Raw genomic sequence first — 19,283 nt, 5'->3', positions numbered from 1 at the left:
TAGTGGCAGTTATCTTCTACGCTTCCATGTAGAATGCGCGTTTTCTAAGCGCAGCCAGATTTTCTGATGCAGTGCATATGGGTAGGATAGGTATGAAAAAGACATTCGCGTTAACGCATCCCAGGCTAAAACCAGCACGTTGGGTAGACGCCATTAAGCATGAAATTAGAAAGTACCTGAAGCGGGAGCGACGTAAAGCGCTGCCAGCGGGTATGGACTACTGGACCTTTGATTGCCGTTTTGGTGCTACCGAAGAGGTGGCCGTCAAAATTTTCACCCCGGACATCAATAAACAGATCGATGCGGCTGTGGCGCAAGACTTGCCAGGTTTTTATGTTGAAATTCTGGCCAGAGCCTGCCCGCATCAGCCACGCGATCGTCGTGACGATACAGATAGCGATTTTGACGGTGCCAGTGATTAATTTTTTTGTAAACTGTAGCTATTCTACAGAGGAACTCTTATGCAATTTTCATCTTTAGATTTAGCGGCAGACTTACAGCGCGCTTTGATCGAGTGCGGTTACAACGAGATGACGCCGGTGCAGGCTCAGGCCATCGTACCGGCCCGGCGGGGCAAGGATTTGCAGGTCACAGCGCAAACCGGCACCGGTAAAACGGCGGCTTTTGCTATCCCGGTGCTGCAGCGCATGCTGGACAACCCGAAAGCTAGCCAGTCGCGTCGTCCAAGGGCTTTGATTGTAACGCCAACCCGTGAGCTGGCCGAGCAAATTGGCACGGCCATTACAGCTTACGCGCAGTTTGTGCCGCTAAGCGTGACGGCATTGTATGGTGGCGTCAAAATGGGCGGCCAGGCCAGTAAACTGGCGGCTGGCGTCGATATAGTCATCAGTACCCCCGGCCGTTTGCTGGAGCATATGGCGCTTGGCAACGTGATGTTAGGCGATGTGGAGTTCGTGGTGTTGGATGAAGCCGACCGCATGCTGGATATGGGCTTTAGCACCGATGTGCTGAAATTGCTGCAGATGACAGCCCGTAACCGACAAACCTTGTTGTTTTCTGCCACTACCTCGCCTGCGGTCAATGAGTTGTCGCATAAAATTCTGAAGAATCACCAGCAAATCCGGGTCACCAAAACCAACAGTGCAGCGGATACAGTCCACCACGTAGTGTATCCGGTGGAAGAAAGTCGCAAAATCGAGTTATTCGAACAGCTGCTGGCCGAGCAAAACTGGTTTCAGGTGTTGGTGTTTACCAGTACCAAAGACCAGGCAGACCGCTTATTAGCTGGCCTGCAGCAGCGCCGTATCGAGGCGGCGGTGTGTCATGGCGATAAAAGCCAGGGTGCACGGCGTCGGGCCCTGGCCGATTTTAAATCGGCCAAGTTGCAGGTGCTGATTGCCACTGAAGTAGCCGCCAGGGGCCTGGATATTCAGGGGTTGGATTATGTGGTCAACTTTCATCTGCCGTATTTGCCGGAAGATTACGTGCATCGCATTGGCCGTACCGGGCGGGCAGGAGCTAAGGGCCATGCCATTTCCTTTGTCAGCCGTGAGGAAGAGCAAAGCTTAGAGCGCATCCAAAAATTAATGGGCAGTACCATTAAGCGCATTAGCAAACCAGGTTTTGAAGTCAGCACCCGCGATTCGCTGTTAAAAAGCATTTCGCGTAAAGTGCTGACCGGGCGCGCCAACAAAGCATCTGAAACCACCATCGACCTGGAGCGCTCAGGCAAGGCTGGCTCGAAAGCCAAGGCTAAGCCGAAAGCCGCGGCTCCATCAAAAGCTAACGCCAGGCCAAAAGCTAACGCCAGGCCAAAAGCCAAAGCAGGCCGTAGTAAGTAAGGTAAGGGAGTGAGTTGGCAAAACGGCGCCCGTGAAGCCACTCCTTTACTGGGGGGCTATATTCCTGTCGCTATTTCCTTTGGTATGGTTGCGGTGCAAGCGGGCTTTAGTGTCTGGCAAAGCATCCTGATCTCGACTCTGATTTATGCAGGCGCTTCGCAATTTCTGTTTGTGGCTATGGTGGCGGCTGGGGCTCCCTGGGGCTTGGTGGTGGTGATGACACTGCTGATTAATGCGCGTCATGTGGTGTATGGACCCAGCATCGCCCCTTGGTTGCCCAAAAGTCGCTGGTGGCCGTTTTTAAGCCACGGTCTGACCGATCAAATCTTTGCCCTGGCGCTGAGTCGCCTGCCGCAGTTGCCTGCTGAGCAACGGCTAGGCTGGTACAGCGGTGCCATGTTGCTGGCCTGGTTTAGCTGGGTGGCTGGCACGGCGGCTGGAGCTATCGCCGGTGAAGAACTTAGCCGGCACTGGCCTTTGCTGGGCGAGATCATGCCCTTTGCTCTGCCAGCCCTCTTTCTGGTATTACTGGCACCGCGTTTTACCTCACGTACCTGGAGCATTGCGCTGGGCGCTACCATCGCTGTTGCCATGCTGCTTACCTTGTATGGCTTTACCAATGCGTCGATCCCTCTGGCAGCGGCATCCGGGGCTCTGTGCTTTTACCTGGCAAAGCTGACTATACGGGCTGGAGGGTATCGTAATGGATAATGGTTTTTGGCTTGCCTTGCTGTTGGTGAGCGCAGGCACCCTAGGTATGCGTTTCCTGCCGCTGCTCTGGATGCAGCGCCATCTGCTGAAACAAAAGAGCCAGGGAGGCCTGGCGTCGATCCCTGGCTGGCTGAGTGTGCTTGGACCCTTGATGATTGCCGCCATGCTTGGTGTCTCGCTGGTACCTGCTACTGCGGACTGGTCCACCTGGCTTGCCACCTTGCTGGGTGCTTTATCTGCCTTCATGGTTTGGTTATGGACCAAATCTTTGGGCTGGCCGGTACTGGCAGGAGTGAGTAGCTATGGGCTGGTGATTCTGCTGGTTCGTATCAGCACTGGTGGTTAAGGTGTTTTTGGTATCCATATCTGGTTACATTTTTATTGGTAACTAAATTCGGTTACATGCTTTACTTGTAACTTTTTTCGATTACAATTTAGGCTGTATCTAATTATGCAGCTCAGTTATGTCCGCACACGATGCCAGAAACTATGCTACTAACTATGCCGTTTTAACCGGCGATTTAGTTCAATCCCGCGCCATCAAGGCCGAGCAATACGATAGCGTGCTGTATCAGCTGGAACAGCTGTTTGCTTCGAAAGCCGAAGCCTGGGCGCTCAATTACAGTTTTTATCGCGGTGATGCCTTTCAGTTGCTGCTGGCGAAACCTCAGTATGGGGTGCGATTGGCGGTGTGCATTCGCTTAACACTGCTCAGCCTGGGGCTGGATTGCAAAATCAGCATTGGTATCGGTGAAGTGACTAACTTACGGCAGGACATTAAAAGTGCCACTGGCCCGGCATTTACCTTATCGGGCACCGGCTTGGATAGCCTGAGTGGCTCCCAGCGTTTGCAACTTGGTTGTCAGTGGAGTGAGCTGGAGAACATTTTAGCCGTACCGGTGCAACTGGCCGACGCCATGCTGACCAAGCTGACTGCCCGCCAGGCGGAAGCCGTGTTGCTGTACCTGATTAATCCAGGGCTGGCGCATGAGGCCTTGGCCCAAAAGCTCGGTACCTCCAGAGCCAATGTCACCAAGCTGCTGAATAACAGTCATTTTGATTATCAATTGCTGCAGGCATTTCTGGCTTATTGCGAGCAGCATATTAGCTGGAGTATGGCATCATGACGGATCTGAGCTTATTGCTGAGTTTGCTGCTGGCCCATGTGCTGGCCGATTTCTTCTTTCAGCCCACCGCCTGGGTGCAGGCCAGGGCCAGCCAGCATTGGCGTGCTGCTGCACTCTATTACCACAGCTTGTTGCATTTTGGGTTAACTCTGGCAGTGATTATGCTGTGGCATTGGCTCAGTTGGTCGGCACTAAGCGGCTGGCTGCTGCTTGGCTCGGCGCTGCTGAATGCGGTTAGTCATTGCCTGATTGATTTAGCCAAATCCTATCTGCAGGGGTTTCGGTACTTTTTGTTGGATCAGCTGCTGCACTTGCTGGTGATAGGCCTGATCTGGTTGGTGTTAACAGATACCAGTATCACACAGTTGCTGGCTTTGTTAGCTGGCATGCTTAGCCCTAAGGTGTTGCTACTGGTGCTGGCGTATTTGCTGGTATTAAAGCCGGCATCGGTGGTGATTGGTTTTATCTTGAATCAAATCGCGACACCTGCGACCGGTGCTGGCTCGGGCTTACCGGCTGCCGGCCACTGGATCGGCATGATGGAGCGGGTACTGGTGCTGACCCTGATTTTAGTCGGGCAATACGGCGGTGTGGGTTTTGTGATCGCCGCCAAATCGGTGCTGCGCTTCAGCGATTTACGCAATGCCAATGATCGGGCCTTAACCGAGTACATTTTGCTTGGCTCTTTGCTTAGCCTAGGGCTAACTTTGCTGCTGGGCATTGGGGTGGTGCAGTTGTTGGGATAATGGAAAAGTAATTCGTACACAGGTGCCGGTAGCAGCGCTTTCGATGTTGCAGTACAGCTGCCATTTCTGACACAAGCGGCTGACAATGGATAAGCCCATACCCAGGCCCTGACTTGTTGCGCCTTTGGTGCCGGGGCTAAATAACTGCGATTGCAATGCTGCCGGAATGCCGTGGCCGCTGTCCTTTACAAGAAGCTGCTGGTTCTGGTAGCTAATGTGGATACTGCCACTATCGGTGTAACTAAAGGCATTGGCCAGTAGATTATTCAGCAAAATCAACAGGGGCGCCTCGGCCATGGCCACCTCGCTAGTGTCAGGAATGGCCAGTTGCAGTTCAATATCTTTGCCGGCAAGCCGACTGTGTTGCTGCAGGATGCTCTGCTCAACCATTGGCAGCAACAGGCTGCGACCCGGCTCTGGCTGTTGCTCGCGGGCCAGCTCCAGCAAGGTGTCCATTGACTGCGCTATTTGTTGTTGGGCGGCCTCCAGTCGGCCGACCAGTTCCCGTTGTTCTTTCTTCAAGGGCGTCGCTGCCAGCAAGCTAAGTGCCCCCTGGCTGATGGTGACCGGCGTTCGCAGTTCATGCGACAGATCACGGGTAAACAATTGCTCCCGCTCGATAAAAGCACTGGTACGGGCCCAACTTTGCTCCAGCGCTGTTGCCAGTTGGCCCATTTCATTGGGCTTAAAGCGGGCGGAAAATCCTGCAGGTAGCGATGAATGGGAGGCATTGTCAAGCAAGGTGGTGAGTTGTTGTAGTGGGCTAAGCAACTGGCGGCCCATCAGCCAGGCCATACCAGAGCCAAGCAGCAGGGTGATCAGCAGCAGTACCAGCAGGAATTTCAGCATCAAGGGGCGAAGCTCCCGTACCATCAAATGCTGGCTCACTTCCGCCAGCAAGAAGCCCTGAGACAGGCGCTGTAAATGATAGTGCCGCTGTTCCTGACCGCTAAACTCGGTGCGGTTCGGCTGGCTTTGTAGCATGCTTTGCAGCTCGTCTGGCAAAGCGGTCGCGTCCTTGTAGTAGCGAATGTAAGCAAGCTGGGGGGCGGGGTGTCCACCGGCTGCCAGTTGTTGCTCTGCATCTCTGGCTTCATCAGCCAGTTGGGCGGCAAAGAAACGATCTTCGATGTGGTAAGCAAATAAGAAGGTGGTGAGGCTAAACAGCAGGGCTATTAGCAGGGTCGTCAGCGCCAAAGCAGCCAGCATGCGCCGCTGTATCGAGTGCTTTTTAATCATCGCTGCTGAGCTCCAGGGAAAAACCAACGCCATGCAGAGTTTTTAGCATCGGCTTTGGAAACGGCTGATCCAATACCTTGCGCAATTGATACAAGTGCGATCGCAAAGCGTCCGACTCGGTAGGCTCATCCCCCCAGATCCGGCGGCAAAGTTCAGTTCGGCTCATTGGCCTGGGATGCGACTCCATCAGTAAACTCAGGATTTGCCAGGCAATGGGTTTAAGCAGCAGTAACTGCCCCTGCCGGCTGATCTGACGACTTTTCTTATCGAGCAGTAGCTCACCCACACGCACCTGGTATGCCGGTGGCAGCGGCCGGCGGGCCAGTGCCTGACAGCGAGCCCATAGCTCTGGCAGGGCAAAGGGTTTGCTCAGGTAGTCATCAGCACCACAGGCAAAGCCGTGCAGCTTGTCATCCAGGGTATCACGGGCCGTCAGCATCAATACCGGTATATGGCGATTGGCCTGAGAGCGTAGTGCTTTGCACAGCGTCAGCCCGTCCATGACGGGTAGCATCAAATCCAGTACCACCACATCGTAGTAATGCTGCAAGGCCAGCTGCAGCCCCTGCTGGCCTTGTATGGCAAAATCCAGCACAGCGCCCTGCTGGCTAAAATAATCGGCAATATTGGCGCTGATGCTGCTGTTGTCTTCAATCAGTAACACGCTGAGTGGGGCTGTCATCATGGCTAAACCAATCGTCAAGAATCTGCACATAGCTTGCCGGTAACAGGTGGCCGCCGTCAAAGGTAATGTGTTTTTTATCGGGGCTTGGTAAGGCGGCAAACAAGAGGCGGTTCTGTTTTTTGCTGGCGTATTCATCCTGGTTCGCACTGAGTAGCCAGACAGGATTACCGGCCAGCCCTGCCAGCATATTTTTCGGCGCCACTAGGGCCGTGGTGTTGTTGATATGCGGTGGTACGAGCGCCAAAACCCGGTTGATGCGGTTATCCGTGGCGGCCAGGAGCAAGCTAAGCTGAGCACCCATGCTATAACCGGCGCTATGGATTTGCGTTGGATCGAACTGCGGCTGCTCTGTCAGCCAGTCCAGCAGCACTCTGTGATCACGCACCGTATCAATCAGCATGGCTTCGTAGGGTTCACGTTGCCCCCACCAGTGCAGGTTGCGGTAGAGTGCCACTATCCCCAGTGCCGGATCTTTCCGCTCGCCATGGTTGCGGGCATCGATGGTGACAACCGCATAGCCGTTGGCCAGCGCCAGAGCGGCTAGTTTGTCGGTATTCTCAAGTGTAGGACGATCATTGACACTGGCTTGCCACCAGCGTAGCTGTGAGCGGCCCATCGCATGGATACCAATGAGCACGGGAAGCGGCTCCTGACCGTCATGCAGCGGCATCGGATAGCGCAGCTGGCCATTGACCACAGCCCCGTCAAAGCTGCGATAGCTAAAGCTGAAATGAGTGTTGTCTGTGGACTCTAACTGCATGGTCATTGGCTGAACCACCGAATAGCTGTAGCGCTCAGCAATCTGTGTGGGCGAGACGGTATAAGGTTTTAAGCCAAAGACACTGTACCAGGCGGCAGCCAGGGCCGCGGCTACTCCAACAATGGTGAGTAGTGTTGTTCTGATTTTGATGAGGTTCATGCATGGGTTCCTGTGCTAAATAGTCAGCTGTTGGTTTGAAAGGGGCAGCATAAGGGGGGAGCTGTGAAGCGGTTGTGAATTGATGAGTGCCTATTTTTTTCCGAGGCCCAGAAAAATGCTTTGGCTTGCTTTTACCATAGCAACATGGAAGACTTTTGTGAAAAGTGATCCTTACAGCTATCGATTGAATACGATGCAAAAACTATTGATTGTCAGCGATATTTTTGGCCAGTGCCAAGGGCTGCAGCAGCTGTTGCAGGATCTGGCGGCGCCTGATTGCAGCATCCGTGTGCTGGACCCTTATCAGGGGCAGTCGCAGTCGTTCAGCGATGAGCCGCAAGCGTATCAGGCTTACACCGAGTGCTGTGGCCATGAGCATTATGCCAGCCTGGTACGGCAGGCGTTGGCTGAATACACGGATCCCTTGGCTCTTGCCATTGGCTTTAGCGCCGGTGCCAGTGCGCTCTGGCGTGCTTTGGCTAAGCCGGGTACCAGCCAGGTACAACAAGCTGTACTGTTTTATCCGGGGCAGATCCAGCCCTACCTGGTGCTTAACCCAAGCGCACCGGTTCACGTTATTTTCGGTGCCAGTGAGCTGCATTTTGACGTTCGCGCAGCCTGCGCTGTTTTATCGCAGCAGCCGGGCGTTCAAGCCAGCAGCACAGCATGGCAACATGGCTTTATGAACCCGGTATCCAAGGCTTACAGTGAGCCTGGTTATCGGCAATACCTTGGACTACTAAAGGCATTGTAAAGTGGCATGGGCAGCTGATCCTGATGTAATTACCATCGGATAAAGCTATTGATTTTTTTGTAGTAGCTGGCTAACTTGCTTGCAGCGAAGGTGATGGAAAGAAAGATCCTGGGTAGTGTGTGATGAGTTTTCTACTTCCTAAAGCAGTCGACTCGCTATCGGGCATCAAGCCATAGTAAACAGGAGAATGTATGCGTACTTTGATCGCGTTAACCATAATTGTTGCCGGAGTTGTTGTTGCTGTTATCAACCTTGCTGGTGCTTCACAGCAGCCAGCCATGAATACCATTGAACAGTGTGCCAGCTTGTTGCCGCAAGGCCAGGTCTACACCTTTGAAGTGATGGGCATTGTGGATACAACCAGCGGTTCGCCACAACTGTCGGGTGAAATGTCCATCTCTGATGGCACTGAGCAAGACCGCTCGGCCGAGACCGAAGCTTTTGGCCAGTGCCTGGCCAGATTGATCCGTTAGTTGTTGCCGCTCAAACAGCCCTGCAGAAGGGTTACAAGCTGCCGGGCCCGTCTGTGTGGCTCGGCATCTTGTTTCACGTCCCGATCCGCCAGCCGGCATTCTATGCTGTGATCGCATAGCTCAACTGGCCAGCTTCAGCACCACTACGCCGCTGATAATCATCATGACCCCAAGGTAACGCAGCAGCGAGGTAGGATCACCAAAGAAATACACCCCGACCAAAAAGGTGCCGGCTGCTCCCATGCCGGTCCAGACGGCGTAGGCGGTACCAAGCGGTATGGTACGCTGTGCCAGAAACAGCAGGGTGCCGCTTACCACCATAAAGCCGACTGCAATCGCGATGCCGGTTAATTTATGCTGGCCACTTTGCGCTATTTTTAACCCTACAGGCCAGCCAATTTCGGTAAAACCAGCCAACAGTAAAAAAATCCAACTCATGATGTCCTCATCTTGTTTGCGCTATTGCCCTTGACAGAGTGGCTATAATATCTACTAATTAGATTTATCAAAGTTAGATACCATCGAATAATTTCATATGTTAAGTCTTGAACAGATCAGAATGTTTGTGATTGCGGCAGAGGAAGGCTCGTTTTCGGCCTGCGCCCGAAAAACCGGCAAAGTGCAGTCGGCCGTCAGTCATGGCATTAACACATTGGAATTGGATTTAAACCTGGAGCTGTTTGATCGCTCATCACGCAATCCACGTTTAACCCCCGCCGGAGAGCGTTTGTTGCGCCAGGCACGGGCCTTGCTACAGCAGGCTGATGAGCTGGAAAAAACCGCCCAGGCCATTGATAAAGAGCAGGAAACCCGCTTTACCATAGCGTTGGATGATGGTCTGTTGTTGCCGCAGGTGTTTACACTGCTTAAACAACTGGAGGAGCGTTTTCCTACGCTCGAGCTGGAACTGCTAACCCTGCCTTCGACCGATATGGCTGCGGCGGTGCGCAGTGGGGAGGTTCAGCTTGGGGTGATGTTCTCGGAAGTGGAAGCGGCCAAAACCACCGATTTTTGTTTTGTTGGCCAGTTGGAGATGATTGCTGTTTGTCATGTCGACTACCCATTGGCGGCGCTGGAGCGTATCAGCATTTCCACCTTGCTGCCTTACCGGCAAATTGCGGTGCGGGGCAAAGACAAGCGCGAATCGTCCTTACTGCTGAGCATTGCTTCCAAAGTCTGGTGGTGCTCCGGTTACAGCGAGGCGCTTTCTTTGGTTGAGCGTCAGTTGGGCTGGGCCTACTTACCGCGTTTTATGGTGCAGCACTTACTGAATAATGGGCAGCTGCACCGGATGAAGCTGGCGATTGATCATGCCACCTGGTCGGTACCGGTGGACTTGATTTTTAGCAAAGGCGAGCCGCATGGCCCGGTGTTTTCATGGCTGCTGGACGAGTTGAAAAAGCTGTATGCCAGCCCGGCCAGGGATTAAATATGCCGCGAGCAGCTTCGCTAAACCGAGCTGTACGAAGATGGCCCAAAAAAGGACGCTACGACAAGCTGCCGTGAGCGTCCGATCACAGGGGGCGGTTTGCATCAGCAAGGCTTAGCCCTGGGTGGTTTTTTCCAGCAGCGCATCATCCAGTTGATTGGCCCGGATGGCTGCTGGCCGGGCGTTCAAGCGCTCGGTATAATCCAAAAAGGCTGGCAGTGGTTCGATGGTTTTAAACATCAGGCCCCACATAATATGGCTGCCCACATAGACATCGGCGGCGGTAAACTGCTCACCACAGATATAGGGGCCATGGGCTAACGCTGTTTCCAGTGTATTGATCGTATCCTGATAAAAACCAGAACCCACTGCCGGCGCATTGTCGGCATCAATGCGCCAGTCGTAGGCTTTGGCGCTGGTTGCCATTTCCAGTGGCCCTGCAACAAAGAACAGCCAACGATAGTAGGCCGCCCGCTCCGGACTTTGTGGATCGGGTGCCAGTTGCTTATCGGCAAAGTGATCGGCCAGGTAAGCACAGATGGCGGCGGCCTCGGTGACCACCACATTGCCGTGGGTGAGTGCCGGTACTTTGCCCATGGGGTTCAGCGCCAGAAAGTCGGCGGACTTCATGTCACCACCGTACTGCAGTAACTTCACCTGGTAAGGGACTCCCAGCTCTTCCAGTAGCCAGCGGACAATACGGCCGCGGGAGTTGGGGTTGGTGTATAAGGTTAATTCGTGCATTGCCATTGTGGTATTCCTTGTTGCTGGTAACTTTTGCACCTGGTCAGTGATCTGGCCTGGCAGTGTGGCGGTTTTGCCGCTGATGCAAAGAATACGACCCATATAGGGCAGAATACGTCCTAATTTTCGGCTATAGTTGCACTTTTAGTTTCACTTTGATCGTTTGCAGACAGCAGAGCGATTATGTGCACAAAGCATAGCAAGCAGTGGAGGGGGCGGGATGATACAAAGGCAGCTGTTATGAGTGGCCCCACGGTTCGGGTACTGACCTTACTGGAACTGTTGCAATCGCATCCACGCTTAAACGGCACTGAGATAGCGCAGCAGCTTGGCGTGGATAAGCGCACGGTGCGGCGCTATATTCAGGCGCTGGAAGCACTGGGCATACCGGTGACCACCGAGCAGGGCCGCGATGGCGGCTATATGCTGGTGGCTGGTTACAAATTGCCGCCGATGATGTTTACCCATGAAGAAACCCTGGCGTTATCACTTGGTTTGCTGGCCGCGAAAAAGTTAAGCCTGGTCGAGACGGAAGCGGCTATCAGCAGTGTGCAGGCGAAACTGGAACGGGTGATGCCGGCGAAGTTGAAATCCCGTACCCGACTGATTGCCGACACCATCAATCTGATGTTGCCGGAGCCTGCACCCGCCAGTCGGGGGGTGCCATTATCGCCGTTGCTGGATGCGCTGGAGCAGCAGCGTGCGGTGCAGATCCGTTATGCGTCCTACCATACCGAGCCGGTAGAGCGGCGGGTGGATCCCTATGGTTTGCTGTTTCGCCGCCAGCACTGGTACCTGAGCGGTTACTGCCATCTGCGCCAGGATCTGCGTATTTTCCGGCTGGATCGTATTCAGCAACTGACATTGCTGGAGCAGACCTTTACCCGGCCGGCGAACTTTAATGCGGCAGAGCATTTTAATGCCAGCCTGAATCAGATGCCGGGTAATTTGTCGGTAAAAGTCATGCTGCATACCGACTTAACCACGGCTGCCGAGCATCTTGGCTTAACTGCCTCCTTGTTAAAACCTCAGGTCGGTGGTTTGCTGCTGAGCTTTCAAATCGACAACTGCGATTGCATCGCCCTCTGGCTCAGCCAATTGCCGTTTGATTTCACCATTCTGGAGCCACCGGAGCTCAGGCAAGCACTTAACAAGCAGGCACAACGTCTGCTGCGACTAGCTGGTCAGGCGCATTGAGTGCTGGTAAGGCATAGTTTATGCTGCTAGGGCTCGGTAGTTAAAAGCTCCGGGCCTGAAAATTAATGCCTTCACCAGACTCGCAATACTGTTTCAGGCTCAGTAAAAAGATGGCCCAATTGTAGTTACAAAACCGATAGAAGTCGGTGAGTTCCCGCCAGTCGGCATGCTGCAAAGTGACGGCGGTTTTGCCATTGCTCTCTTGCAGTTCAAAGCAAACACGGGTACCTATCCATTCAGGATCTGAATCCAGACAAAGCCAGTCCATACGCTGATTTGGCGTGAGGGCGGTGATTTGCATTTTTGTGGGTGTTTCATCCCCAAACCGGAATTCATTGATGGCACCAGCTTTGGCGCTAAACGTCAGCTCTTTTGTCCAGATAGCGGCTAAACCAGCCGCTGTGGTGAGCACCTGATACACCTGCGATGCGGGTGCTTTGATGTACTGAATCTGTTCAATGTTGATCATAGGTGCTCCGGTAGTGATGGTGTGGATTGTGTTTTGGGGCATTCGTCGCCGTTAGCGCCAATCAGGGAACAAGGATGCGTTGCCTTCCAGCAACGATTTCAGGCCAGACAAAATCACTGGCCAGCCGTTACTCACCCCCGGAAGCACTTTACTGCCCGGTTCAAACTGATCATGCGTCAGGGTCAGCTTTACTTTGCCCAGGTATGGCTCTATCACGAAAGTCACTCTGGATGGTTGTTCAGGCCGGGTCAGGTCTACTCTTTGCCCCTGGTAACCTGGCATCTCATCATCGGTGGCAGGGAGAAAGGTGTAACACAAGCGTCTTGGAGGCTCTGCTTCCAGCACCTGTCCAGACCAATCCAGTGAACCGTCTTCTTTTAGCAGTTGTACCAGAGCACCGACTTGCCAGTTGGATTCAATGCCGCGTTGCCCCCAGTACTGCCGGGTAAACTCAGCACTGGTCAGTGCTCGCCATAACTGCTCGGGGCTGGTATCGATATAGGTGACATAGACAAAGTTTGTGGCGGTCATGTTATTTGTCCTCCAGAGCTTGTTTTAAGGTGGCGAGTGCTTGCAGTCGCTGCGGTTCGAACTTGCCAAGCCAGCGCTGATAGATCTGCTGGATTGGCTCTGGGTTTAAGTAATGCAGCTTTTCTCTGCCTCGCCAAACCACCACCACCAGATTGGCGGCCTCGAGCAGCGCCAAATGCTTCGTGACCCCCTGACGGCTGATGGCCATGCGCTCACAGAGCGAACCCAGCGTCTGGCCGTTTTCTTCAGTTAAGCGATCAAGCAGCTCGCGGCGGCAGGGATCGGCCAGCGCTTTAAAAATGTCGTGTGCGTCTGATGTCATAGCTTTAATTATGCAACCATTCGGTTGCATGTCAAATGTTATGCACCAATTGTTTTGAATATGGTTGTGGCAGGCGTAGGGAATCAGGTCGAAATGGATGATTCCCTCTCAATCAGTTCTGGCATAAAAACGTTGTTTACCTCAACATTTTTGTTATACAGATTTTTTAACAACCATAAGGCTGCCATCTTGCCCATTTCGTGAATGGGGTTATTTACGGTGGTAAGTTTAGGGGACACATAGCGGGCGAAAGGAATATTATCATAGCCGACAAAAGATAAATCCTGCGGGATGCGCATGCCGCGCTCTAAGCACACCGAGATGGCGCCGGATACCATTTGGTCGTTGGCGCACACTACTGCGGTAAAGGGCTTGTGCTGGCGCTGGGTGAGCAAATAGGTCATCCCATCGACACCACCTTCTTCGCGGTAATCTCCTTCGAAACACAGCTTGGGATCAAATTCGATGTTGAGTTCGCTGAGCGCTCGTTTGTGGCCGACCAAACGCTCAATAGCATCGTGTTTTTTCGCTGGTCCGGAAATGTAGGCGATGTGACGATGCCCGAGGGACAGTAGATGTTTGGTGGCCATGTAGCCACCCAGCTCATTTTCCAGATAAATACAGCGCTCGCTGATTTGTTCGATATAGCGGTTAATTAATACAATGGTGGTAGGGCCTTTGCTCAGGTCAATCAGGTATTCATCGGATACGGCTTCGACATCCAGGATTAAGGCGTCACAACCACGATCCAGCAGAAACTCGACGCTATCCTTTTCCTGGTTGGCATCACTATGACCTACCGCGATGATCACATGTTTATTTTCTGCTCTGAGTGCGGCTTCTATTTCTGCCATCATCGGACCATAGTAGGGGCCGTCCAACTGCGATACCAACACACCAACACTGTTAGAGCAACTGGACGCCAACGACTGGGCAAAGGTATTTGGCCGATAGCCCAGCTTTTCCATAGCAACTAACACTTTTTGCCGGGTTTTCTCCCCGACATTGGTGTTTTTATTGATCACTCTGGACACGGTGGCTAAAGACACGCCAGCCAGCTGGGACACATCGTAAATGGTTGCCATAATATTTGCAGTTACTCGCTATTGAACTAAAGATGTCATAGTACAGGCTTACTGTTACGCCTGCTTCAACTCCTGACTGATTTGGCCAATTTTTTCATTGGTCAGGACGTACCAGCGCATTACCACGGCCACAATCACGGAACCTATTGCCGGGTAAAGGCTGAATGCCAATAATAAACCAGCCCGGGTGGTTTCGGTTTGCACTGCACCCGCCTGATAACCCATACCCGCTAACAGCCAGCCTGCCGAAGCACCACCCACCGCAACGCCCAGCTTAATAAAAAATACAATGGATGAATAGACCATACCAGTAGTTCGAATGCCGGTGCGCCATTGGCCGTAATCGACCGTGTCTGCCATTTTGGCCCACAGCAGCGGTGTACCAGTGTTAAACACGGCATTCCATAGCACATACAGCGCAATAGCCAGTGCCACATTGGTATCCGCGACCAGGTAGCTGGCAACACAGAGTGCACCGGCCAGCAACTGAATAACAATATACAGTTTAATTTTGCTGAACCGCTTTGCCAGTGGCTGCGCCATCAGACAGCCGATAATGCTGCCAACCATACCTAGTGTAATAATCAGCGAGATACTGTCGGGCTTTAGCAAGTAGTATTTAATGTAGTAAATGGCCAGGGTGGTGCGCAGCACAAAACCGCTCATTAAGCACAAGGTAGCCAGCGCCAGTACCCGCCATTGATCGTTTAACCAAAGAATTTTGAAGTTCTGCAGATAGGTGCCGGTATGCTCTTTCGGCGGGATCACCCGTTCTTTGGTGCCGTAAAAGCAGAGCAAAAACATCAGTACGCCTAAGGTACTCATGGCTAAAATAGTCAGCTGATAGCCTTTGGCGTTGTCCCCCTGACCGAAGTAGGCGACCAATGGCAAGGTGCAGGCCGACACCAGTACGCCGCCAATAAAGGCAAAGACAAAACGATAGGATTGTATCGACACCCGCTCTTTCGGATCAGCCGTTAAGGCCGCACCCAGGGCACAATAAGGGATATTAATAGCGGTATACACCATCATCAGCAAAGTGTAGGTGACAAAAGCATAAATCATTTTGCCGGTATCTGAAAAATCGGGCGTGGTAAACGCCAACACGCTGATAACGCCAAAGGGCAGTGCAAACCACAGCAAATAAGGGCGGAATTTTCCATATTTGCTTTGGGTGCGATCGGCAAAGGCCCCCATGAGTGGATCGGTAATGGCATCAAGACAGCGTACCAGTAAAAACATGGTGCCGACAAAAGCCGGCGAAATGCCAAAAATATCGGTATAAAAAAAGGTTAAGAACAACATAACGGTTTGAAATACGATATTACTTGCTGTGTCGCCAAGCCCGTAAGCCATTTTCTCTCTGATGCTAACCATGCTTACCTTACCCCTGTTGTCTGGTGTTGTTTTGTTGTTTTTCTGCTGATTAACGTGAGGTAATCAGGTTTTTATAGGCAATACCGCTGTTTTTAATGGTGCGTTCCTGGGTGGCATAATCCACATAGACAATGCCAAATCGCTTCAGGTAGCCTTCGGCCCATTCAAAGTTGTCCATCAGGCTCCAGGCAAAATAGCCGGCAATATTTACGCCTTGCTCTATGGCATGGTGCACTGCCATCAAATGTTGCTGGTAGTAGTCAATGCGGTCTTGATCGTCCACCACACCATTGCTTAGTGTATCGGCCATAGCGGCGCCATTTTCGGTGATATACACCGGTGGTAACGGGTACTTGGTATGCAACGAGACCAGTAAATCGGTAAAGGCTTGTGGGTAAATTTCCCAGCCAATATCGGTTTTGGCTGCATTGACCATATCGACTTCGGTAAAGGCCTTGTCCGGTGCAGCCTTATACACAGTGCGGGTGTAAAAATTGATCCCCAAAAAGTCCAACGGGGCCTGCATGATGGCAAAGTCGCCATCCTGTATAACCGGTTTATCTTCATCAGACAACAGCGCAAAGCTGTCCGGGTAAGCACCATCAAACAGCGGCTTGATATACCATTGATTAAAATACTCATCTGCCAGCCGTGCTGCCGTGATATCGGCTGCGCTATTGCTATGGGCATAGGCCGGAGTAAAGTTAAGTACAATACCATTCAGGCTGTGCGGGCTGTTTTTTTGCAGTACCGGCATGGCTAAACCATGCGCCAGCAAAATATGGTGGGCAGCCTGGCGGCCATAGGCTTTTTTGGCCAGGCCTGGGGCATGAACACCGGTTTCATACCCCAGGTAAGAACTGCAAAAGGGTTCGTTGAAGGTGGCGTAAGCATAGACTCTGTCACCCAATGCCCGGGTAATTTTATCGGCATAATCGCGAAACAAGTAGGCGGTTTCCCGATTTAACCATCCGCCGTTATCTTCAATGTATTGCGGTAAATCCCAGTGATACAAAGTGACGAAGGCTTTGATATTGTTTGCCTTTAGCGCGTCGAGTAAGCCAATGTAAAAATTAACGCCGTGCTGGTTCAGGCTGCCGTCTTGATGCATCACCCGGGGCCAGGAAATGGACAGGCGATAAGCATCTACCCCCAGCGAACTGATCAGCTCAACGTCTTGCTGCCATAAATTGATGTGGTTACAGGCCACATCGCCATTGGAGCCATCGCGGACTTTGCCGGGGGTGGCACAGAAGGTATCCCAGATACAAGGCAAGCGGGATGCGGAGTCACCTTCAATTTGAAACGAGGCCGTTGCCACGCCGTAGATAAAGTCTTTTTTCAGCATTTTTGATGCTGCAGGTAAAGTGTATGCCATAATGTAATCGCTTTCATTTTGCGTTAAGTCAATCGATTTAGCGTGCCCTTGCATCTGGTGCCCGCTGCTGCTTATAAAAAACTGGTAAAAATATTGGCGGTAAGTCGCCCGCTGATCGGTGAGCTGTCAATATCGGTGCTGGTATTCACCAAAGTAGAATGCAGCAGGTTGCCCGGGTAGATAATCAGCCGGTTGGCCTGGTAAGGCACCTGGTGGTATAGCTCGAAATGGGCATCACTCTGAACAAAGTACTGCTGTGCGGGGTTACCATGCTGGTCAATAAAGTGCTGTGCTGCGTTAAAGTAGTGCTGCCGGCGCTGCTCGCTGATGCGCTCATAGCCGGTAGGGTTATGCCGGAAAAAACCGGTGCTGCCGTGTGGTTGTGGGTTTAAGTAGTGTAAAAAAGCAAAGTAATGACCATCTGCCGTATCAAAATGCGGCAGGCATTGCAGTGGTTGTAATGTGTCTTCGGTTTGATTAATCAGCGCAAAAAACAGGTTTTGTGGCTTAAGCCGCAGCTGTTTTGGTACCTGGTACACATCATAAATGAGTGGATACAGGGTGGTGAGGGTGGCGGCGACATAGTGTTTGGGTAATGGCGCTTTCAAACCCGGGTAATAAGCTGTGTGATCAGGATTAAACGCACTTTGCTGGGCCTGTTGGCGCAGTGCTGTAATATCGCTGACAAAATCATCAATGATCAGCAAAGGGGTACGCTCTTGCCCCAGATAGATCACTTCGGGCCTTAGCGTGGGGTTTATTGCAAAGTCAGTCGTCTGCATGGTCAGTTTGCCACAGCCTGGCAGTAATGCCGGATAAAGTCCTGATGCGACGGATATTTGGCGACACTGCGCTGCACATTGCTCTGGATCTGCTGTAAAAAGCTGGCCAGTTCGTCATCGGACATTGCATCAACAATCGGATGATACTGCGCTGGCTGCAAGCCTTGCCCCAGCATCACCTGGATCCAGGAGCTTTCGCCAAACAACTCCTGAGCAAACTTGTACACTTTGCCGCTTTGCTGAAATAACGCGATACGATGGGCCAATGAATCGGGCACTTGCATCGAGCTGCAATAGCGCCAGAACGGCGTGTCGGTGCGCTCGGTGACTTTGTAATGCAGAATAATAAAGTCGCGGATATTCAGCAGTTCGATTTCAGTTTGCCGGTTAAACTCGGCCACGTCGGCCGATTGAATGCCCTGGGCTGGAAACATTTGCAGCAGGCGAATGATACTGCGCTGGATCAGATGAATACTGGTTGACTCCAATGGCTCCAGAAAACCCGACGATAAGCCGATAGCAATGCAGTTCTTTTGCCAGTGTTTACGGCGAGTACCGGTGCGAAACTTAATCAGTCGCGGCTCGGTCAGCATATCGCCTTCCAGATTATCGACCAGAGTTTGTCTGGCGTCGGCATCACTTAAGTATTTACTGCAGTACACCAGACCATTGCCCACACGGTTTTGCAGCGGAATACGCCATTGCCAGCCGGCCTGGCGGGCAATGGATCGGGTGTATGCCAGGGGTGGGGCCACGCTTTTGGTTTGTACCGCAATAGCACTATCGCAGGGTAACCAGTGGCTCCAGTCATCAAAGCCGGTATTTAGCGTTTGTTCAATCAACAAGGCACGAAAGCCGGTGCAGTCGATAAATAAATCGCCATCAATATGCTGGCCATCTTGCAGCACAAGCCCGGCAATATCGCCATGATCGTGCTGCTTCACACGGGCAATTTTGCCTTCAATCCGGTTTAAACCATGTTGCTGTGCGATGTTTCTCAGGTAGTTGGCATAGAGTGAGGCGTCCATATGATAGGCATGGTTCAGATCCTGATTCGGCAGTACAGCAAAGCGCCCTTGCCGCGCAGCCAGGTGTTCTACGCAATAGTCGCCAATGTCGGCGGCAATACCGCGTTGCTGCCCCTTCAACCAGAAGTGCTGAAAGCCGCAGGCCCAACAATCTTTTCCTAAATAGCCAAAAGAATGCAGGTAGTTTTTATGGAGATCGTGCCAGTTTTCAAAGGCGATCCCCAGCTTAAAGGTAGCATTGGTCGCGGCCATGACCTCCGCTTCTTTCAGGCCGAGTAGCCGGTGAAAAATATGCAGGGTTGGAATCGTGGCTTCACCCACGCCGACCGTGCCAATTTCGTCCGACTCTACCAGCACCACCTCGATGGATTTCCCCATCAGCTTGGCCAGCGCTGCGCCGGTCATCCAGCCGGCGGTGCCGCCACCGGCAATCACTACTTTTTTAATCCGCTGCGCCTGGTTCATGCTGCCCCCTTGCTGGTGTC

Annotated in this window: 23 protein-coding genes; 10 read left to right on the top strand and 13 right to left on the bottom strand. The window is 52.5% G+C overall.

The features are described 5' to 3' along the window. Positions 1-92 precede the first annotated feature (92 nt). The 6 genes from ABC502_RS00895 (at position 93) to ABC502_RS00870 (ending at position 4,386) form a co-directional block, all read left to right on the top strand. The gene (locus ABC502_RS00895; RefSeq protein ID WP_345914605.1) at positions 93-422 is read left to right on the top strand and encodes a DUF6172 family protein; all 330 of its coding nucleotides are present in this window, start codon (positions 93-95) and stop codon (positions 420-422) included. Between the two features lie 39 nt (positions 423-461). After that, positions 462-1,802 (top strand): DEAD/DEAH box helicase, encoded by a 1,341-nt coding sequence (locus ABC502_RS00890; protein WP_345914604.1) that lies wholly within the window; start codon positions 462-464, stop codon positions 1,800-1,802. 9 nt (positions 1,803-1,811) lie between these two features. After that, positions 1,812-2,513, top strand: a complete 702-nt coding sequence (locus ABC502_RS00885) for an AzlC family ABC transporter permease (protein WP_345914603.1) — start codon at positions 1,812-1,814, stop codon at positions 2,511-2,513. Further along, complete coding sequence (locus ABC502_RS00880) at positions 2,506-2,859, top strand: AzlD domain-containing protein (RefSeq protein WP_330088147.1); 354 nt, start codon at positions 2,506-2,508, stop codon at positions 2,857-2,859. Before ABC502_RS00885 ends, ABC502_RS00880 begins: the two co-directional genes overlap by 8 nt. A 118-nt stretch (positions 2,860-2,977) precedes the next feature. Next, the gene (locus tag ABC502_RS00875; RefSeq protein ID WP_345914602.1) at positions 2,978-3,640 is read left to right on the top strand and encodes a hypothetical protein; all 663 of its coding nucleotides are present in this window, start codon (positions 2,978-2,980) and stop codon (positions 3,638-3,640) included. Further along, a complete protein-coding gene (locus tag ABC502_RS00870; protein ID WP_345914601.1) occupies positions 3,637-4,386 on the top strand; it encodes a DUF3307 domain-containing protein in 750 nt (249 codons plus the stop codon). Before ABC502_RS00875 ends, ABC502_RS00870 begins: the two co-directional genes overlap by 4 nt. Here ABC502_RS00870 and ABC502_RS00865 read toward each other — a convergent pair. The 3 genes from ABC502_RS00865 to ABC502_RS00855 are packed head-to-tail and all read right to left on the bottom strand — an operon-like array spanning position 4,342 to position 7,229. Further along, positions 4,342-5,625 carry a HAMP domain-containing sensor histidine kinase gene (locus ABC502_RS00865; protein WP_345914600.1) on the bottom strand — a complete coding sequence of 428 codons (1,284 nt, stop codon included), beginning with the start codon at positions 5,623-5,625 and terminating at the stop codon, positions 4,342-4,344. The two genes, ABC502_RS00870 and ABC502_RS00865, sit on opposite strands and share 45 nt — an antisense overlap. Next, positions 5,618-6,310: a response regulator transcription factor gene (locus ABC502_RS00860; RefSeq protein WP_345914599.1), complete on the bottom strand. Its 693-nt coding sequence runs from the start codon at positions 6,308-6,310 to the stop codon at positions 5,618-5,620. The genes ABC502_RS00865 and ABC502_RS00860 overlap by 8 nt, the downstream gene beginning before the upstream one ends. Further along, a complete protein-coding gene (locus ABC502_RS00855) occupies positions 6,276-7,229 on the bottom strand; it encodes an alpha/beta fold hydrolase (RefSeq protein WP_345914598.1) in 954 nt (317 codons plus the stop codon). Before ABC502_RS00855 ends, ABC502_RS00860 begins: the two co-directional genes overlap by 35 nt. 157 nt (positions 7,230-7,386) lie before the next feature. On the opposite strand from ABC502_RS00855, the gene ABC502_RS00850 reads away from it, so the two are divergent. Both ABC502_RS00850 and ABC502_RS00845 read left to right on the top strand, forming a co-directional pair. Then, positions 7,387-7,983 (top strand): hypothetical protein, encoded by a 597-nt coding sequence (locus ABC502_RS00850; RefSeq protein WP_345914597.1) that lies wholly within the window; start codon positions 7,387-7,389, stop codon positions 7,981-7,983. Between the two features lie 191 nt (positions 7,984-8,174). Beyond that, entirely contained in the window at positions 8,175-8,456 is a 282-nt protein-coding gene (locus ABC502_RS00845) for a hypothetical protein (RefSeq protein ID WP_330127132.1), read from the top strand. A 120-nt stretch (positions 8,457-8,576) separates the two neighbouring features. Here ABC502_RS00845 and ABC502_RS00840 read toward each other — a convergent pair whose 3' ends face one another. Further along, complete coding sequence (locus ABC502_RS00840; protein WP_330088155.1) at positions 8,577-8,894, bottom strand: multidrug efflux SMR transporter; 318 nt, start codon at positions 8,892-8,894, stop codon at positions 8,577-8,579. Positions 8,895-8,991: 97 nt separating this feature from the next. Here ABC502_RS00840 and ABC502_RS00835 point away from each other — a divergent pair, with 97 nt between their 5' ends. Next, positions 8,992-9,885 carry a LysR family transcriptional regulator gene (locus tag ABC502_RS00835; RefSeq protein ID WP_345914596.1) on the top strand — a complete coding sequence of 298 codons (894 nt, stop codon included), beginning with the start codon at positions 8,992-8,994 and terminating at the stop codon, positions 9,883-9,885. A gap of 114 nt (positions 9,886-9,999) precedes the next feature. On the opposite strand, the gene ABC502_RS00830 is transcribed toward ABC502_RS00835, so the two are convergent. Next, the gene (locus ABC502_RS00830; RefSeq protein ID WP_345915120.1) at positions 10,000-10,629 is read right to left on the bottom strand and encodes a glutathione S-transferase family protein; all 630 of its coding nucleotides are present in this window, start codon (positions 10,627-10,629) and stop codon (positions 10,000-10,002) included. A gap of 240 nt (positions 10,630-10,869) precedes the next feature. Between ABC502_RS00830 and ABC502_RS00825 the strand changes: the two genes are divergently transcribed. Then, entirely contained in the window at positions 10,870-11,826 is a 957-nt protein-coding gene (locus ABC502_RS00825; protein WP_345914595.1) for a YafY family protein, read from the top strand. A gap of 40 nt (positions 11,827-11,866) precedes the next feature. On the opposite strand, the gene ABC502_RS00820 is transcribed toward ABC502_RS00825, so the two are convergent. From ABC502_RS00820 to ABC502_RS00785, 8 genes are all read right to left on the bottom strand, one after another. Beyond that, on the bottom strand, positions 11,867-12,295 hold the full coding sequence (locus tag ABC502_RS00820) for an SRPBCC domain-containing protein (protein ID WP_345914594.1): 429 nt from the start codon (positions 12,293-12,295) through the stop codon (positions 11,867-11,869). A gap of 51 nt (positions 12,296-12,346) precedes the next feature. Then, complete coding sequence (locus ABC502_RS00815) at positions 12,347-12,826, bottom strand: SRPBCC family protein (protein WP_345914593.1); 480 nt, start codon at positions 12,824-12,826, stop codon at positions 12,347-12,349. 1 nt (position 12,827) lies between these two features. Then, positions 12,828-13,148, bottom strand: coding sequence for a helix-turn-helix domain-containing protein (locus ABC502_RS00810; RefSeq protein WP_345914592.1), 321 nt, complete (start codon positions 13,146-13,148; stop codon positions 12,828-12,830). 83 nt (positions 13,149-13,231) lie between these two features. After that, positions 13,232-14,233, bottom strand: a complete 1,002-nt coding sequence (locus ABC502_RS00805) for a LacI family DNA-binding transcriptional regulator (protein ID WP_330088161.1) — start codon at positions 14,231-14,233, stop codon at positions 13,232-13,234. A gap of 54 nt (positions 14,234-14,287) precedes the next feature. After that, positions 14,288-15,610: a glycoside-pentoside-hexuronide (GPH):cation symporter gene (locus ABC502_RS00800; RefSeq protein ID WP_330088162.1), complete on the bottom strand. Its 1,323-nt coding sequence runs from the start codon at positions 15,608-15,610 to the stop codon at positions 14,288-14,290. Between the two features lie 49 nt (positions 15,611-15,659). Then, entirely contained in the window at positions 15,660-16,988 is a 1,329-nt protein-coding gene (locus ABC502_RS00795; protein ID WP_330088190.1) for a GH1 family beta-glucosidase, read from the bottom strand. A gap of 71 nt (positions 16,989-17,059) precedes the next feature. Next, the gene (locus ABC502_RS00790; RefSeq protein ID WP_330088163.1) at positions 17,060-17,770 is read right to left on the bottom strand and encodes a DUF6445 family protein; all 711 of its coding nucleotides are present in this window, start codon (positions 17,768-17,770) and stop codon (positions 17,060-17,062) included. A 2-nt stretch (positions 17,771-17,772) separates the two neighbouring features. Beyond that, the gene (locus ABC502_RS00785; RefSeq protein WP_345914591.1) at positions 17,773-19,263 is read right to left on the bottom strand and encodes a tryptophan halogenase family protein; all 1,491 of its coding nucleotides are present in this window, start codon (positions 19,261-19,263) and stop codon (positions 17,773-17,775) included. Positions 19,264-19,283: the final 20 nt, after the last annotated feature.

The sequence above is a fragment of the Alkalimonas sp. NCh-2 genome, from assembly GCF_039631345.1.
GTDB classification, from domain to species: Bacteria; Pseudomonadota; Gammaproteobacteria; order Enterobacterales; family Alteromonadaceae; genus Alkalimonas; species Alkalimonas mucilaginosa.
Note: the sequence above shows the minus strand (reverse complement) of the source record. Positions and strands in the feature narration are given on the sequence as shown.